The 16,498-nt window shown below is 75.9% G+C and carries 11 protein-coding genes; 5 read left to right on the forward strand and 6 right to left on the reverse strand.

Going from position 1 to position 16,498, the window contains the following annotated elements:
* Window positions 1-21: 21 nt before the first annotated feature.
* The 4 genes from EKG83_RS33350 to EKG83_RS33365 form a co-directional block, all read right to left on the reverse strand.
* A complete protein-coding gene (locus EKG83_RS33350) occupies window positions 22-1,284 on the reverse strand; it encodes a hypothetical protein (protein WP_033434687.1) in 1,263 nt (420 codons plus the stop codon).
* A gap of 257 nt (window positions 1,285-1,541) precedes the next feature.
* Entirely contained in the window at window positions 1,542-4,073 is a 2,532-nt protein-coding gene (locus EKG83_RS33355; RefSeq protein WP_051766800.1) for a VIT domain-containing protein, read from the reverse strand.
* Window positions 4,070-4,954, reverse strand: a complete 885-nt coding sequence (locus EKG83_RS49255; RefSeq protein ID WP_265590296.1) for a MerR family transcriptional regulator — start codon at window positions 4,952-4,954, stop codon at window positions 4,070-4,072. The genes EKG83_RS33355 and EKG83_RS49255 overlap by 4 nt, the downstream gene beginning before the upstream one ends.
* 51 nt (window positions 4,955-5,005) lie before the next feature.
* Window positions 5,006-5,977 carry a LacI family DNA-binding transcriptional regulator gene (locus tag EKG83_RS33365; RefSeq protein WP_051766802.1) on the reverse strand — a complete coding sequence of 324 codons (972 nt, stop codon included), beginning with the start codon at window positions 5,975-5,977 and terminating at the stop codon, window positions 5,006-5,008.
* A gap of 73 nt (window positions 5,978-6,050) precedes the next feature.
* Here EKG83_RS33365 and EKG83_RS33370 point away from each other — a divergent pair, with 73 nt between their 5' ends.
* The 5 genes from EKG83_RS33370 to EKG83_RS33395 are packed head-to-tail and all read left to right on the forward strand — an operon-like array spanning window position 6,051 to window position 13,475.
* Window positions 6,051-7,226: an MFS transporter gene (locus EKG83_RS33370; RefSeq protein WP_033434688.1), complete on the forward strand. Its 1,176-nt coding sequence runs from the start codon at window positions 6,051-6,053 to the stop codon at window positions 7,224-7,226.
* Window positions 7,227-7,239: 13 nt separating this feature from the next.
* Complete coding sequence (fdh, locus tag EKG83_RS33380; RefSeq protein ID WP_228122313.1) at window positions 7,240-10,518, forward strand: formate dehydrogenase; 3,279 nt, start codon at window positions 7,240-7,242, stop codon at window positions 10,516-10,518.
* On the forward strand, window positions 10,515-11,396 hold the full coding sequence (locus EKG83_RS33385; protein ID WP_033434690.1) for a 4Fe-4S dicluster domain-containing protein: 882 nt from the start codon (window positions 10,515-10,517) through the stop codon (window positions 11,394-11,396). The genes fdh and EKG83_RS33385 overlap by 4 nt, the downstream gene beginning before the upstream one ends.
* Window positions 11,396-12,379, forward strand: coding sequence for an NrfD/PsrC family molybdoenzyme membrane anchor subunit (nrfD, locus tag EKG83_RS33390; protein WP_051766803.1), 984 nt, complete (start codon window positions 11,396-11,398; stop codon window positions 12,377-12,379). The genes EKG83_RS33385 and nrfD overlap by 1 nt, the downstream gene beginning before the upstream one ends.
* Window positions 12,380-12,431: 52 nt before the next feature.
* A complete protein-coding gene (locus EKG83_RS33395) occupies window positions 12,432-13,475 on the forward strand; it encodes a methyltransferase (RefSeq protein ID WP_033434729.1) in 1,044 nt (347 codons plus the stop codon).
* A gap of 3 nt (window positions 13,476-13,478) precedes the next feature.
* Here EKG83_RS33395 and EKG83_RS33400 read toward each other — a convergent pair whose 3' ends face one another.
* Together EKG83_RS33400 and selA are read right to left on the reverse strand one after the other, a co-directional pair.
* Entirely contained in the window at window positions 13,479-15,179 is a 1,701-nt protein-coding gene (locus EKG83_RS33400; protein WP_033434691.1) for a SelB domain-containing protein, read from the reverse strand.
* Window positions 15,170-16,438, reverse strand: coding sequence for an L-seryl-tRNA(Sec) selenium transferase (gene selA / locus EKG83_RS33405; RefSeq protein ID WP_033434730.1), 1,269 nt, complete (start codon window positions 16,436-16,438; stop codon window positions 15,170-15,172). Before selA ends, EKG83_RS33400 begins: the two co-directional genes overlap by 10 nt.
* Between the last annotated feature and the right edge of the window lie 60 nt (window positions 16,439-16,498).

Raw genomic sequence — 16,498 nt, forward strand, 5'->3', positions numbered from 1 at the left:
CGGACACCGCGGTCGAGCGGCTCACTTGCCGGTGATGCGGGAGAAGAACTCCAGGGCCTGGCCGAACAACGTCCGCCCGGTCCGGAGTTCGCCCAGTGCGCCGAGCAACGCGACCAGGAACCAGATCCAGGCGAACGTCCGCACGGGCCCCGCGATGCCGTCGGGCACGGTGGCGCCGAACAGGCCGAGCGCGGAGAGGGCGCCGAGCGGCACCGCGCCGATGACGATCCTCCGCACGAACCCCGCCAGCAGGGCGAACCTGCTCTGCAGGTCGATGGCGCCGCGCAGGGGCTCGACCGGGAGTTCGTCCAGCCTGCCGGACAGCAGGGTCTCGACCAGGCCGCACACCTTGTCCAGGAAGTCGCCCCGGGTCGTCTTCGCGGGCAGCACCACCCACACGCACATCATCTCGGCGACCTGCGCGGCCAGTTCGCACCGGTGCCGCAGCACCGAGCGGGCCAGCGCGTTCGGCGGTCGCACCACCCGCCACAGCCCCCGCCGGAGGACCAGGGCCACCACGCCCATCCGGTCGACGATCCGGCGTCGCGTGCCCACCTTCAGGAAGTCCTCGTCGGAACTCGCCAGGGCGATGGACGCGAACAACGCGCGCAACCCGTTGCCGACGGGATCGGTCAACCACAGGCGGCGACGCACGTACCAGGCCACGGGTGCCCCGAAGAGGAAGGCGGCGCAAAGGGAGGCGGTCGTGAGGCTGCCGTGGACCAGCAGGTAGAACAGGAAGCCGTCCCCGACCGTGTTCCCGACCAGCGGGCGGACCGGGCCGGTGCCCGTCACCTCGCCGTAGACGATCAGCCCGGCCGTGGCCAGCACGGCCACCAGGTGCAGCGACCCGATCGACGTGGCGAGCCGGGGCAGGCGCGTCAGGATGACGAGGACCAGCAGCAGCGGCGAGTTCACCAGCACGTAGCCCATCAGGCCCGCCAGGATCGCGGCTCCCGCGCCGCGCGCGTCACCGAAGTGCGCTGCGATGCCGACCCACAGCAGGCACAGCACCGCCAAGCCCGTGAAGCCCAGGAGGACGCCGAGCCGGGCGTGCGCCACCGCCCGCCGCGCCAGCCTCCGGTACACGGCCCGGTGCCGGGCAGCGACCAGGTCCGCCCCCAGCCCACGTGGGGTCAGGGCCGCCACGACCGCGTCCCGGTTGCGGACCTGTTCGCTGATGATCGACCTCGTGGCGCCGGCGACGAAGCCGAGGCCCAGCGACCTCCACCGCTGTCGCAGCGTGGCACCCGACGCCCTCGCGCCGCCGTGGAAACCGGTCAACTAAAAGCCCTTTCGGCCAACCGGTCGAAAACCGCTCACGAACCCTGGCGCCGCGATCCTAGCCGGCTCCGGCGGGAGTCCGAGCAGGATTGGCGGGAGCCCGGGCGAAGTCGGCGAGAGCCCAGGCAAGGTCAGCGAGTGCCCGGGCCGGATCAGGGGCGAACCTGATCCGGCCCGGGCCCGGTCCCCGGTCTCTCCCCCACCACCGGAGTTCCGAGCCCGAGCCGGACGGTCCGCGGGTCGGTGCCCCGCGGACGTCACCGCTTCCAGAAAGGCTTGCGGCGACGCGGTTCGGTCAGCTCCGCCAAGATCTCGACCGCCCGCTGGAAGCGCTGTTCGACCGTTGCCGGACCGGCCAGTTCGGCGGCCAGCTCGGTGAGTCGGCGGACGGTCTCCGCCGGTGCGCCGGCCGCCTCCCACGCCGACAGGTGCCGGGTGATCGCCTCGTGCAGGTGGACCAGCAAGGGCACCTGCGCCTCAGGGGTGCGGGTGGCGCGCAGGCCGGCGAGTTCGGTGGACAGGAACGCGGCCAGGTCCGGGGTCGGCGGTGCGACGTCCGGCTTGGGTGCTTGAGGTCGTCCGACCACACCGGGGACCTGCGGCAGTCCGACGCTCGGGGCAGGCGCGTTCGGCACCTGACCCCCTCGCCCTCCGCCACCGCCGGCCGGAGCGGGTGCGTTCGGGGCTTGGCCGCCCCGGCGTCCGACACCGTCGCCGAGGCGTTGCGGCATGCCGGTGCGGCCCAGTTCGGGCGACCGCGCGGCGCTCAGCTTCCTCATCCGGGGCGCCGGGGCGGGCGCACCTGCCGGGGGAGCCGCGAAGGGCATGGCCGCGGCGGGCATCGCGCCGGCGAAACCGGCGGCCGCGGGTGCGGGGGCGTAGGACCCGCCGAACGCCGTGTCGGGTGCCTGGTGCACCCATCCGTCCGGTAGCTCCACCGGTTGCGTCACCCGGCGCACGGTGCCGGACTCGTTGACCACCCGCTCGTCCACCGCCACGAACGCGGTGAACCTGGAGAGCACGCCGAATCGCAGGGACGTGTCCACGATCCGCCGTTCCAGGTCGGTCGGGTTGCCCGCGCCCACGACGTACCGGTCCTCCAGGTCCCGCACTCGGGCCCGGGCCCAGAGGGCGGCCAGGCCCACGTTGTCGCTGGGGGTGGCGGGCAGGCGGTGGCGCCAGCCGTTGTCGCCGGTGATCTCGACTTCGCCGGTCGGCTCGCCCGCATAGCGGCCGGTGATGAGCACCGGGGCGCCGGTGAACAGGTCCGGCAGCGGGGTGGGTGCCAGTGTCTGCTCGGTGATGGCCAGGCCGGCCGCGTGCACTGCCAGGCCGGTCAGCACGGGTGCGCCGATGCGGTGGTGGATGTGCCGCATGGCCTCGTCCAGGCGGTCCTCCGACTCGACCAGCTCGCAGCGGCCGGTGGAGCCGGCCAGGCGCTGCAGGAACGCGGCGTTGACGGCTCGGTCGATGCCGACGGTGTGCACGCGCACGCCGGCCAGGCCGGTGGCGACCTCGCGCAGCAACCGGTCCTCGTCGCCGACCTGGCCGTCCGTCACGAGCACCAGCACGCGCTCCCGCTCGCCGTTCGCGCCGAGCAGTTCGGCCGCGCGCCGCAGCGGGGCCAGCATCTCGGTGCTGCCGCGTGCGCCCAGGCCGGCCAGGAACTCCACCGCGCGGTAGCGGTTGCGGTCGGTCGCCTCGACCAGGCCGGCGGGCAGGGTGTCCGGGCTGTCGAGCCGGTCGTCGAACGCCAGCACGGCGAAGCGGTCGCCGGTGGTGAGCGAGTCGACCACGCGGCTCGCCGCGCGCCGGGCGGCGACGACCTTCCAGCCGCCCATGGAACCCGATCTGTCCAGCACGAGCACCACGTCCCGGCCGCGCACCGGACCGGTGGGCTCCGGCGGCAGCACGGTCAGCGCGAACGTGCCGCCGGTGCCCTCCTCGTCCGGGCGGACGGCCAGCGACGTGCGCACCGCGCCCGCGTCGGCGAACCGCAGGCGCAGCAGGAAGTCCCGGTCCACGCGCGCCCCCGGCTCGACCCGGACCCGGAACCCGGTGGCGGTCTCCTCGGTGACGGTGGCGTGCAGGCTCGACGCCGGTCGCGCGACCGGCAGCCCGGCCGGCTCCACGTCCACCACCACGGACAGCCGCACCGGGTCGGGGAAGCCGGGCAGCAGCACCGGCGGGCTGATCCGGGAGGCGTCGGGCACCGCGTCGGTGTCCTGGGCGACGCCGTCGCCGACCTGGCCGCCCGCCAGCGGGGTGCCGGGGATGTAGCGGGGCGCCACGACCAGCGGGAGGCGGTACTCGGCGGCGTCGTCCTCGTAGGCGAGGACACCGACCAGGGTCAGCCGCACGGTGACCTGCTCGCCGGGCACGAGGTTGCCGACCCGGGTGGTGAACACGCCGGGCCGCTCCTCCTCGGCGATGGCGGCGCGCTTGCCGCCCGAGATGGCCTGGTCGTAGTCGGCCCTGGCCTCGCCGCGCTCCTTGAGGACGCCCTCCACCACGCGCCCGTCGGCCTCGACGCGCAACCCGGTCACGGCGGCGCGGGCCGGCAGCGGGAAGACGTAGGTCGCTTCGAGCGGTTCGGCGTGCGGGTTGCGGAACACCTGGGTGAGGGTGGTGCGCGAGGCCAGCCCGGTGATGGTGGCGTGCACGTCGACCGCTTCGAGCGGCAGGTTGCCGCGCTCGGTGCGCAGGCAGCCGAGCCCGGCGTCTTCGGCCGGTTCGGCGGGCAGGGTCGTGGCCCCGGGGGTCTCGATGACGTCGATGGTGGTGCTCATCCGTTGTCCTCTCCAGTGGTCGGGGCCAGACCCGTGCGGGCGAGCAGGTCGAGCAGCGGTGCCGCGGCGGCGGCGATGGCGGTCAGGTCGGCGGGGTCGGGGGTGCGGGTGGCGTCGTGGAGCAGGAGGGTGACGCCGGGGGCGAGGCGCAGGCCCGGGACGACCACCGGTGCGGGAGCAGGGGGTGCGGGGGCAGGAGGTGCGGGGGCAGGAGGTGCGGAGGCGGCAGGTGCGGAGGCGGCGGCAGGCGAGGCGGGTGCGGGGGCGGGGGCGGGGGCGGCGGCGGGCGAGGCGGGTGCGGATGCGGTAGGCGCGGCATCAGTACCGGCGTCAGCAGCCGCACCTGCGTCACCAGCAGCGTCACCAGCAGCGCCGGCGTCAACGGCGGGCCGGTCGCGCCAGAAGCCCGCACTCCGCGGTGGAGCAGGCGGCACGGCAGAGGGCACAACGGGCGGCACAGCAGGTGCCGCCGCGGCCACACCGCCTTCCGCACCGACCCCGGCACCGACCCCGGCACCACCCCCGGTCCCGATCTCCAGCGCCAACCCGCGCCCGTTCCCCACCTCCAGCTCGGCCAGCTCGGCCAGCCGCGCGTCGGACGCCCCGACCACCAACCCCTGGATCTCGGCCAACGTCCGCCCGGCCGCCTGCAGCTTCTTCACCGCCACGACCTGCAGCAGGTGCCGCCACCCGTACAGCGCGGTCCGCCCCCGGTGCGCCGCCGGCCGGTCCACCAGCCCGATGGTCGTGTACCAGCGGATCGCACGGCCGTTGGGCAGCTCCCGCACCCGGCCGCTCCGCTGCCCGCCATACCCCTCGGCCAACAGTGCCGCGACCCGATCCGGGAGCTGGTCGATCGTCCACAGCTCCTCGTCGCTCACAGGGCAATGCTGCACCCGGGATCTGACAGTGTCAACGTGACAGTGTCAGATTCACCCGGTCTCGCGAACCACCAGCACCGACGGGAACAGCTCGACCGGCCGCCGCGCCCGCCCCTCCAGCACCGCCGAGACCGCGCCGGCGGCGATCTCCTCCACCGGGTTCGTGCTGGTGGTCAACGCGCCCAACGACGCCACCGGCAGGTCGTCGAACCCCGCCACCGCCACGTCACCGGGCACGTCCACCCCCGCCCGCCGCAGCGCGCCCAACACCCCCAGCGCGCTCAGGTCACCCAGCGCGTAAACGGCGTCGGTGTCCGGCCAACGACGCATGATCTCGACCGCCGCCTCCTCGCCCCGCACCGCCGAGAAATCCCCCGGCACCACCCGAACCGGGCACCCCGCCTCCTCCACCACGCGCGCATAAGCCCCCACCGCCCGCTGCACGCACGGCAACCACCCCACCCCCGACACCATCGCCACCCGCCGCCGGCCACCACCGAGCAGGTGCTCCACCACCCGCGCCGTGCCCCCCGCGTTGTCGACGTCGAACGCGGCCACCTCGCGCGTCCCCACCCCGATCGCCGCCACGCGACCGCGCAACGACCGGGGCGCCGCGGCCAGCAGCTCCTGCGTCGGGTTGACCACCAGGACCGCCCCGATCGCCCGGTTCTCCCCCAACCGGGCCAGCGCACCGGGGTCGTCCAGCGGCAGCCAGTGCAGCGACACCCCCGCCTCGTGCGCGCCCGCCACCCCGGCCGCCGCCGCGACCACGCGCCCCACGTACTGGTCCGCCAGCACGTCCGCGGTCACCCCGCCGACGGCCACCGCCACCCGCGGCCCTCCCCGGGTGGCCAGGGCGCGGGCCGCCGCGTTGGGCACGTAGCCCAGGTCCCGCGCCGCCGAGCCGACCCGCGAGCGCGTGGCGGGCGAGGCGGGACCCCGTCCGCTCAGCGCCCGGGACGCCGTCGCCGCCGAAACACCGGCCGCCCGCGCCACGTCCTCCAGCGTCACCCTGTGCACCACGCCGCCAGTCTGCTCTTGCGGTGGAAGCGCTTCCAGGCTTGAGGTCGGGACATCCGAGACCCGAGGAGCACGGATGACCACCCGGACCCACCGGACCGCACCCGCCGTCGGCGTGGGCGTCGTCTTCGGCCTCAACGGCCTGGCGCTCGCCACCTGGTTCGCCCGCGTGCCCGCCGCCCAGGGCGCCCTGGGCCTCGGCGCGGGCGCGCTCGGCCTGGTCCTGCTCGCCGGGTCGGCGGGCTCCACCCTGGCCATGCTGACCGCCGGCGAGGTCACCCACCGGCTCGGTCCGCGCCGGACGGCGCGCCTGGCCACCTGCTTGGTCGCCGCCGGCCTCGCCGTCGCGGGCACTGCCGTCGGCGCGCTGCCCTCGGTGGTCGGCACCGCGGTCGGCCTGTTCGCCATGGGCCTGGGGTCGGGCACCTGCAACGTGGCGATGAACGTGGAGGCGGCCGACGTCGAGCGGGCGCTGGGCCGGGCGGTCATGCCCCGCTTCCACGGCGCGTGGAGCCTGGGCACGGTCGTCGCGGCGGCGCTGGCCGCGCTCGTGACCTGGGCCGGGCTGCCGGTCACCGCGCACCTGGTGGCCGTGGCCGCGGCGGTGCTGGTCGGCACGCTGGCGGCGACCCGGCGGTTCCGGGACCGCGACGCGGAGGCCGCCCGGACCGGCAGCGGTGTCACCGCGGCCTGGCGGGAGCCGCGCACGCTGCTGATCGGGCTGCTGGTGCTGGTGCTGGCGTTCACCGAGGGCACCGCCAACGACTGGCTGGCCGTGGCGTTCGTCGACGGGCACGGGTTCGACCCGGCCGGTGGCGCGGCGGTGTTCGCGGTCTTCGTGACCACCATGACGCTCGGCCGCGTGGTCGGCACGACCGCCCTGGACCGCTGGGGCCGGGTGCCGGTCGTGCTGGCCTGCATGCTGCTCGCGATCACCGGGGTGGCGCTCGCGGTGCTCGCCGGGTCGCCCGCGGTGGCCGCGGCCGGGGTGGCGCTGTGGGGCCTGGGCACGTCGCTGGGCTTCCCGGTGGGCATGAGCGCCGCCGCGGACGACCCGGCCCGCGCCGCGGCCCGGCTGAGCGTGGTGGCGCTCATCGGGTACACCGCGTTCCTGACCGGCCCGCCGCTGGTCGGCCTGCTGGGCGACCGGGTCGGCGTGCTGCGCGCCCTGCTGGTCGTGCCGGTGCTGCTGGTTCCCGCGCTCGCCCTGGTGCCGGTGCTCTCCCGAAGTGCGGACCGCGCACCCCGGTGACAGCATGGGGCGCATGGGACCGAGGCGGTGGCTGTCCTCGTGGTCGGTGTTCCGGCAGCTCACCGGGTCCGACCCGCTGGGCCGTGGCGAGGCCGCCCGGTCGCGCCGCTCGGCCGAGCTGGCCGCCCGCACCGCCGGGGCCGACCGCGTCGCCAAGTCCGTCTGCCCGTTCTGCGCGGTGGGCTGCGGGCAGCGCGTCTACGTCGCCGACGACCGGGTGCTCCACGTCGAGGGCGACCCGGACAGCCCGATCTCCCGCGGCCGGCTGTGCCCCAAGGGCTCGGCCAGCACCCAGCTCGTCACCGGTCCCCAGCGCGCCCAAAAGGTGCTCTACCGGCCGCCCTACGGCACCGAGTGGCAGGAGCTGGAGCTCGACCGGGCCCTGGACATGGTGGTGGACCGGGTCCTGGACGCCCGCGACAAGGGCTGGCAGGACGTCGACGAGCACGGCCGGCGCGTGCGCCGCACGCTCGGGTTCGCCAGCCTCGGCGGCGCCACCCTGGACAACGAAGAGAACTACCTGATCAAGAAGCTGTTCACCGCGCTGGGCGCCCTCCAGATCGAGAACCAGGCGCGCATTTGACACTCCGCCACGGTTCCCGGTCTGGGAGCCTCCTTCGGTCGCGGCGGCGCGACGGACTACCAGCAGGACCTGATCAACTCCGACGTCATCGTCATCATGGGCTCCAACATGGCCGAGGCCCACCCGGTGGGCTTCCAGTGGGTCATGGAGGCCAAGGAGCGCGGTGCGAAGGTCCTGCACGTCGACCCGCGGTTCACCCGCACCAGCGCGCACGCCGACGTGCACGTGCCGCTGCGCGCGGGCAGCGACATCGCGTTCCTCGGCGGCGTGGTCAACCACATCCTGGCCAACGACCTGGACTTCCGCGAGTACGTGGTCGCCTACACGAACGCGTCCTTCCTCGTCAGCGAGGACTACCGGGACACCGAGGACCTCGACGGGCTGTTCAGCGGCTACGACCCGGAGACCGCGTCCTACGACCCGTCGTCGTGGCAGTACGAGACCGTGGACAAGGAGCAGTCGGCCGAGCAGCACGACGGCCCGTCGGGCGCCAAGGAGCGCTCCACGCCCTACCAGCACGGCAGCGGCGGGCCGAAGGTCGAGGGCGGCAGCGGGCGGATCGCCGCCGACCCGACCTTGCAGCACCCGCGCTGCGTCTACCAGGTCCTCAAGCGGCACTTCAGCCGCTACACGCCCGAGGTCGTGGCCCGGGTCTGCGGCGTGTCCGAGGAGCTGTTCCGGGCGGTGTGCGAGGCGTGGACGGCGAACTCCGGCCGCGAGCGCACCGGCGCGCTGGTCTACAGCGTCGGCTGGACCCAGCACACCACGGGCGCCCAGTGCATCCGCGCGGGCTCGATCATCCAGCTGCTGCTGGGCAACATCGGCCGCCCCGGCGGCGGCGTGTTCGCGCTGCGCGGGCACGCCAGCATCCAGGGCTCGACCGACATCCCGACGCTGTTCAACCTGCTGCCCGGCTACCTGCCGATGCCCACGCCCGAGCACACCGACCTGGCGACCTACGTGGACGACGTGCGCGCGGACAAGCAGAAGGGCTTCTGGCGCAACGCCGACACCTACATGGTCTCGCTGCTCAAGGAGTACTGGGGCGACAAGGCCACCGCGGACAACGACTACTGCTTCGACCACCTGCCCCGCATCACCGGCGACCACGGCACGTACCGCACGGTCATGGACATGGTGGACGGCAAGGTGTCCGGCTACTTCCTGCTGGGCCAGAACCCGGCGGTGGGCTCCGCGCACGGCCGGTTGCAGCGGCTGGGCATGGCCAACCTCGACTGGCTCGTGGTGCGCGACCTGACCATGATCGAGTCGGCGAGCTTCTGGAAGGACTCCCCCGAGGTCGAGACCGGCGAGATCGCGCCCGAGCGGTGCCGCACCGAGGTGTTCTTCCTCCCCGCCGCCTCGCACGTGGAGAAGGAGGGCACGTTCACCCAGACCCAGCGGATGCTCCAGTGGCGGGAGAAGGCCGTGGAGCCGCAGGGCGACCAGCGCTCCGAGCTGTGGTTCTTCTACCACCTGGGCCGCCTGCTCAAAGAGCGGTTGGCGGGCTCCACCGCCGAGCGCGACCGGCCCGTGCAGGACCTGTGGTGGGACTACGCGGTCGTCGGCGACGAGCCGCAGGCCGACGACGTGCTGCGCCGGATCAACGGCGTCGACCTGACCACCGGCCGCGCGGTGAACGGCTACCCCGAACTGAAGGCCGACGGCACCACGGCCGCGGGCTGCTGGATCTACAGCGGCGTCTACGCCGACGACGTCAACCAGGCCGCCCGCCGCAAGCCCGGGCAGGAGCAGAACCTGTACGCCACCGAGTGGGGCTGGGCGTGGCCGATGAACCGCCGGGTGCTCTACAACCGCGCCTCCGCCGACCCGGAGGGGCGCCCGTGGAGCGAGCGCAAGGCCCTGGTGTGGTGGGACGCCGAGCGCGGCGAGTGGACCGGCCACGACGTGCCGGACTTCGAGCGCACCAAGCCGCCGGACCACGTGCCGCCGCCGGGCGCGGTCGGCCCGGCCGCGCTGCACGGCGACGACCCGTTCATCATGCAGGCCGACGGCAAGGGCTGGCTGTTCGCGCCCAGCGGCCTGGCCGACGGGCCGCTGCCGGCGCACTACGAGCCGCACGAGTCGCCGGTGCGCAACCCGGTGTACGGGCAGCAGGGCAACCCGACCCGCAAGGTCTACGGCCGGTCGGACAACCCGTCGAACCCGGCGCCGCCCGAGCCGCACGTCGAGGTGTTCCCGTACGTGCTCACCACGGCGCGGCTCACCGAGCACCACACCGCGGGCGGCATGAGCCGGACCGTGCCGCACCTGGCCGAGCTCCAGCCGGAGCTGTTCGTGGAGGTCTCGCCGGAGCTGGCGCGCGAGCGCGGCCTGGAGCACCTGGGCTGGGCGCACGTGGTCACCAGCCGCGCGGCGGTGGAGGCGCGCGTGGTGGTCACCGACCGGATGCGGTCCCTGCCGGTGGACGACCGCCGGGTGCACCAGGTGTGGCTGCCCTACCACTGGGGCGCCACCGGCCTGGTCACCGGCGACTCGCCCAACGACCTGTTCGGCGTGGTGGTCGACCCGAACGTGTTCATCCAGGAGTCCAAGGTGGCCACCTGCGACGTGCGGCCGGGCCGCCGACCGCGCGGGCCGGCGCTGCTGGAGTACCTGGAGGGCTACCGGCGGCGGGCCGGGATCACCACCGAGACCGGCACGCACGTCCGCACCGCGGGCCGCGCGCACACCGAGGAGGAGCAGTGAACAGGCTCTCCGGGCCCCTGCACGACGTGGCGGGCGAGGCCGGGCACACCGACCACCCGCCGCGCGTGGGGTTCTTCACCGACACCTCCGTGTGCATCGGCTGCAAGGCGTGCGAGGTGGCGTGCAAGGAGTGGAACTCCGTGCCCGCCTCCGACTTCGACCTGCTGGGCATGTCCTTCGACAACACCGGGCACCTCGGCGCCAACGCCTGGCGGCACGTGGCGTTCGTCGAGCAGCAGCGACCCGCGCCGCAGGACCTGGGGATGCCCTCGTTCGACCGGCCGGGCACGCGGACCGACCCGGCCGCGCGCACCGACTTCCGCTGGCTGATGGCCTCGGACGTGTGCAAGCACTGCACGCACGCGGGCTGCCTGGACGTGTGCCCGACCGGCGCGCTGTTCCGCACCGAGTTCGGCACGGTCGTGGTGCAGCAGGACATCTGCAACGGCTGCGGCTACTGCGTGTCCGGCTGCCCGTACGGGGTGATCCAGCGCCGCGAGGGCGACGGGCGGGCGCAGAAGTGCACCCTGTGCTACGACCGGCTGAAGGTCGGCGAGGAACCCGCGTGCGCCAAGGCGTGCCCGACCGACTCCATCCAGTTCGGCGAGCTGGACGAGCTGCGCGAGCGCGCCGCCCGGCGGGTCGAGCAGCTGCGGGAGCGCGGCGAGACCGGCGCACGCCTGTACGGGGCCGACCCGGAGGACGGGGTCGGCGGCAACGGCGCGTTCTTCCTGCTGCTGGACGAGCCCGAGGTGTACGGGCTGCCGCCGGACCCGGTGGTGCCGACCCGCGACCTGCCCGCGATGTGGAAGCGGGCCGGGGTGGCGGCGCTGGCGTTCGCCGCGGCCGCGGTGGCGGCGTTCGCGGGAGGGCGTTGATGGCGCGGCGTGACGGCTCGGTGGTGCCCGACGCGGACTTCCGCTCCTACTACGACCGGCCGGTCCTCCAGCGCCCCGCCTGGGAGTGGCCGGTGCCCGCGTACCTGTTCGCGGGCGGGGTGTCGGCGGGCTCGACCCTGCTGGCGGTGGGCGCGGACCTCACCGACCGGCCGGCGCTGCGGCGGGCCGGCCGGCTGGGCGCGCTGGTGTCGCTGGGCGCGGGCCTGGGGTTCCTGGTCGCCGACCTGGGGCGGCCGGAGCGGTTCCTGCACATGCTCCGGGTGGCCAAGCCGACCTCGCCGATGAGCGTGGGCACCTGGTTCCTGGTCGCCTACGGCCCCGGCGTGGGTGCCGCCGCGGCCGCCGAGGTGCTGCCCGCGCGCTGGTGGGCGGGCCGGCTGCTGCGCCGGGTCGCGCGGCCGGCCGGGCTGTCGGCGGCGGTGTTCGCGCCCGCCGTGGCGTCCTACACCGCCGTGCTGCTGTCGCAGACGGCCGTGCCCGCGTGGCACGAGGCGCACCCGCACCTGCCGTTCGTGTTCACCGGTTCGGCGGCGGCCGCGTCCGGCGGGCTGGGGATGGTGTGCGCGCCGGTGGCGCAGGCCGGCCCGGCGCGGGCGTTCGCCGTGCTGGGCGGGGTGGCGGAGCTGGCCGCGTCGCGGGTCATGGAGTCCCGGCTGGGCCTGGTGCGCGAGGCGTACGCGACGGGGCGGGCGCACCGGTTGCGGCGGTGGTCGGAGCTGCTGACCGCGGGCGGGGTGCTGGGTGCGGCGCTGGGCGGGCGGAGCCGGGCGGTGGCCGTGCTGTCCGGGGTGGCGCTGCTGGTGGGCAGCGCGTTGCAGCGGTTCGGCGTGTTCGAGGCGGGCGTGGCCTCCACCGAGGACCCGAAGTACGTGGTGGTGCCGCAGCGGGAGCGCGCGTCGCGGGACGACGCGCGGGTGGTCCGGGAGGCGACGGGAACGGCGGTGGACCCGGCAAGGGGGTGAACCCCGGAGCCGGCCCTGGTGATCACTTTCCGTCACCAATACAGTGCCGTGCGTGGCGACTGCCGAGAGCACCCCGGACCCCGCCGACCGGCCCGCGGAAGCCGACCCCCGCTTCGCCCTCATGGACCTCGCGATGAGCTACCTGTTCCCGGCCGCCCTGCGCGCCGCCGCGGCGCTGGGCGTGGCCGACCACCTGGCCGCGGGACCGCGCCCGGTCGCCGAACTGGCCGGGGCGGTCGGCGCCGACCCGCTCAACCTGCACCGGGCGCTGCGGCTGCTGGCCACTCGCGGGATCTTCGCCGAGGACGACGCCGGCCGGTTCGCCCTCACCCCGGCGGCGGAGCTGCTGCGCACCGACGTGCCGTCGTCGTTCCGCGCGGCGGTCCTGATGCTCACCGACCAGAGCTTCTGGCGGCCCGCGGGCGAGCTGGACGAGACCGTGCGCACCGGGACCTCGCAGTTCGACCGGCTGTTCGGGGTGCCGTTCTTCGAGCACTTCGCCCGCGACCCGGCCACCGCGGCGGTCTTCCACGACGGCATGGCGTCGCTGTCCGATCCGGAGAACCCCCTCGTCGCCCGCGCCCTCGACCTCCCGCCGGACGCCACGGTGGTCGACGTCGGCGGCGGCCACGGCGGCCTGCTGCTCGACGTGCTGCGCACGCACCCCGGCGTGCGCGGCGTGCTGTTCGACCAACCGCACGTGCTGCGCGGGCACCGGCTCGGCGAACTCGGCGCGGACCACCGCTGGGAGGTCGTCGGGGGCGACTTCTTCACCGCGGCACCGCCCGGCGACGTCGTCCTGCTCAAGCGCGTCCTGCACGACTGGGACGACGAGCACTGCCTGCGGATCCTGCGCCACTGCCGGCGGGCCGTCCCCGACTCCGGCCGCGTCCTGGTCGTCGAGGCGGTGGTCCCGCCCGGCAACGACCCCGACCCCGGCAAGGTCATCGACCTGCTCATGATGAGCTCGTTCACCGGCCGGGAGCGCACCCGCGCCGAGTTCGGCGCCCTGTTCGCCCGGGCGGACCTGCGCCTGACCCGGGTCCTGCCGACCGGCACCCGGATGTCGGTCGTCGAGGGCGTCCCCGCCGGGTGACCCTCAGGCCACGACGCGCGTGTCGTCCGGCAACCGGCGGGTCAGGCCGAGCGAGTCCAGCAGCTCCAGCAGCGGCACCGCGACCCGGCGGGTCGTGCCCAGGGCCTGCTTGGCGCGGGCGGCGGTGAACGGCCCGGGCAGCCCGGCCAGCACGGCCACCGCGCGCTCGGGCGCGTCCGGCCCGAGCACCACCCCGTCGGCCACCCGCACCAGCCGGCCCAGCCGCACCGCCGCCGCCAGCTCCCGGTGACCCAGCCCCAGCTCCGCGAGCCGCGCCGCGTCGGGCGCCCGGAACGGCTCGCGCGCCAGGTCGGCCTCCACCGCCGCGACGGCCCGCTCCACGGCGGGCGGCAGCTCACCGCCCGCCGCCCGACCGCCCACCCCCAGCCGCCGCACCACCTCCACCGGCACGTCCAGCCGCCGGGCCAGCACGTCCAGCGGCACGGCGGGTGCCAGCGGGTGCTCGCGCCGCCACCGCTCCACGACCTCGGGCACGCGCCCCGCCACCCGCCTGAGGTGGTCCGGGTCGACCCGCCAGCGGCCCACCGGCTCGCCCACGTCGCCGAAGCCCAGCACGCGCAGCTCGGCCGCGTCGACCACGCCCCGCGCCCGCAGGTGCGCCGCCGCCACGTCACCGGCCAGGTCCGCACCCCGTTGCCGCGCCGCGCCCCGGCGGGTCAGCGCGGGCGGGCGCACGTCGAGCACCACCACCCCGGCGGCGATCCGGTGCCGGCCCGGGTCGCGCAGCAGGCCCCGGTCACCGGCCCGCAGCGGCAGGGGGCGCGCCGGCACGAGCCGGGCGGTGTCGGGTCCCAGCGGGCGGACGTGCACGGGGACCGCCGCCGACCCGACGTGCAGGACCAGCCGCGCGGGCACCCCCTCGGGACCGCCGACCGCGGTCAGCCGCACGTCGAACTCGCGGGTCGTCACCCACGCGCCGGGCGTGAGCAGCACGTCGCCGCGGGCCACGCGGTCCCGGTCCACGCCCCGCGCGTTCACCGCGACCCGCGCCACCCCGCGCACCACCTCGACCGGCTCGCCCAGCGCCTGCAACCCCCGCACGGGCACGCGCACGCCGGCCAGCTCCAGCTCGTCGCCCACCCGGATGGTCCCCGCGCCGAGGGTCCCGGTGACCACCGTCCCCGCACCGCGCACGGTGAACGCCCGGTCCACCCACAGCCGCACGTCGGCGCCCGGGTCCGGTTCGGGCAGCGAGCGCGCCACCGCGTCCAGCTCGTCCCGCAGCTCCGCCATGCCCAGCCCGGTGCGCGCGCTGACCGCCAGCGCCCGCACGCCGGCCAGCGGCGTCGCCGCCAGGTGCTCCCGCGCCAGGGCCAGCGCGGGCCCCGGGTCGGCCAGGTCCGCGCGGGTCACCACGAGCAGCCCGTGGCGGACGCCCAGCCCGCGCAGCGCGGCCAGGTGCTCGGTCGACTGCGGCATCCACCCCTCGTCCGCCGCGACCGCGAACAGCACCGCGGGCACCGGTCCCACGCCCGCCAGCATGTTGGTGGTGAACCGCTCGTGCCCCGGCACGTCCACGAACGCCACCGGCCCGGACGGCAGCCGCGCCCAGGCGAAGCCCAGGTCGATGGTCAGCCCGCGCCTGCGCTCCTCGGCCCACCGGTCGGGCTCCATCCCGGTCAGCTCGCGGACCAGCGTGGACTTGCCGTGGTCCACGTGCCCCGCCGTGGCGATCACCCGCACCGCAGCACGGCCTCCCGCAGCCGGTCGTCGTCGGCCGGGTCCACGGTGCGCAGGTCGAGCAGGCACCGCCCGCGCTCGACCCGCCCCACCACCGGCGGCCGACCGCCGCGCAGCGCCGCCGCGTACCGCTCGGGCAGGCCGACCGCCGCGCTGGGCAGCTCGACGCCCGGCGCGCCGCCGCCGCCGACGGCCGCGCCACCGGGCACGGCCTCGGCGTCCACGCCCCGCGCGACCAGGTCCCGCGCCAGGGCCGAGGCACGGGCCCGCAGGTCCGCCACGTCGGCGCCGAGCGCCCGCGCCACCGGCGTCGGCGGCCCGGCGAGCGTGGCCTCCAGCGCCGCCAGGGTCAGCTTGTCCACGCGCAGCGCCCGCGCCGCCGGGTGCCGGCGCAACCGGTGCACCACGTCGGCGTCGCCCAGCAGCAGCCCGGCCTGCGGACCGCCCAGGAGCTTGTCGCCGCTGGCGGTCACCACGGCGGCGCCGGCGCGCAACGCGCTCGCCGCGTCCGGCTCGTCGGGCAGCAGCGGGTGGGGCGCGAGCAGGCCGGAGCCGATGTCCACCACCAGCGGCACGCCGAGGCCCGCCAGCTCGGCCGCGCCCGGCGCGCCGGTGAAGCCGGTGACGCGGAAGTTGGAGGGGTGCACCCGCAGCACGAAGCCGGTGTCGGGCCCGATCGCGTCGGCGTAGTCGCGCAGGTGGGTGCGGTTGGTGGTGCCGACCTCGCGCAGCCGGGCGCCGGTGGAGGCCAGCAGCTCCGGGATGCGGAACCCGTCGCCGATCTCCACCAGCTCGCCGCGGCTGATCACGATCTCCCGCCCCGGCGCGAGCACCATCGCGCACAGCAGCAGCGCGGCCGCGTTGTTGTTCACCACGTGCACGTCGCCCGCGTCCGGCACGGCCGCCGCCAACGCGGCCAGCACACCCCGCCCCCGCCGCGCCCGCTTGCCCGTGGCCAGGTCGAACTCGACGTCCGTGCAGCCGGCCGCGTCGACCACCGCGGCGACGGCGGCGGCCGACAGCGGCGCCCGGCCGAGGTTGGTGTGCACGACGACGCCGGTGGCGTTGAGCACCGGTTGCAGCGAGGAGGCGCCGGCCGGCAGCGCGGCGAGCACGGCGTCGACCACCCCGGTCGGGGCGATCAGGCCCTCGCGCGCCCGCTGCTGCGCCGCCACCACGGCGGACTTGACCAGGTCGCGGCCCAGCGCCTCGACGGCGGGGGCCAGCCTCGGGTCGGCCAGCACGAGGTCGGTGCGCGGGATGGCGCGCCGGAAGTCCGCGCCGGCGCCACCCGCGCCGGCGCCACCCGCTCCGGCGCCACC

It is taken from the genome of Saccharothrix syringae (assembly GCF_009498035.1).
Taxonomy (GTDB): domain Bacteria; phylum Actinomycetota; class Actinomycetes; order Mycobacteriales; family Pseudonocardiaceae; genus Actinosynnema; species Actinosynnema syringae.

Coding starts and splice junctions, on each gene's coding strand:
- nrfD (WP_051766803.1), top strand. CDS start 11,396: ATGGCGCGGCGTGACGGCTCGGTGGTGCCCGACGCGGACTTCCGCTCC.
- EKG83_RS33370 (WP_033434688.1), top strand. CDS start 6,051: ATGACCACCCGGACCCACCGGACCGCACCCGCCGTCGGCGTGGGCGTC.
- EKG83_RS33355 (WP_051766800.1), bottom strand. CDS start 4,073: ATGAGCACCACCATCGACGTCATCGAGACCCCCGGGGCCACGACCCTG.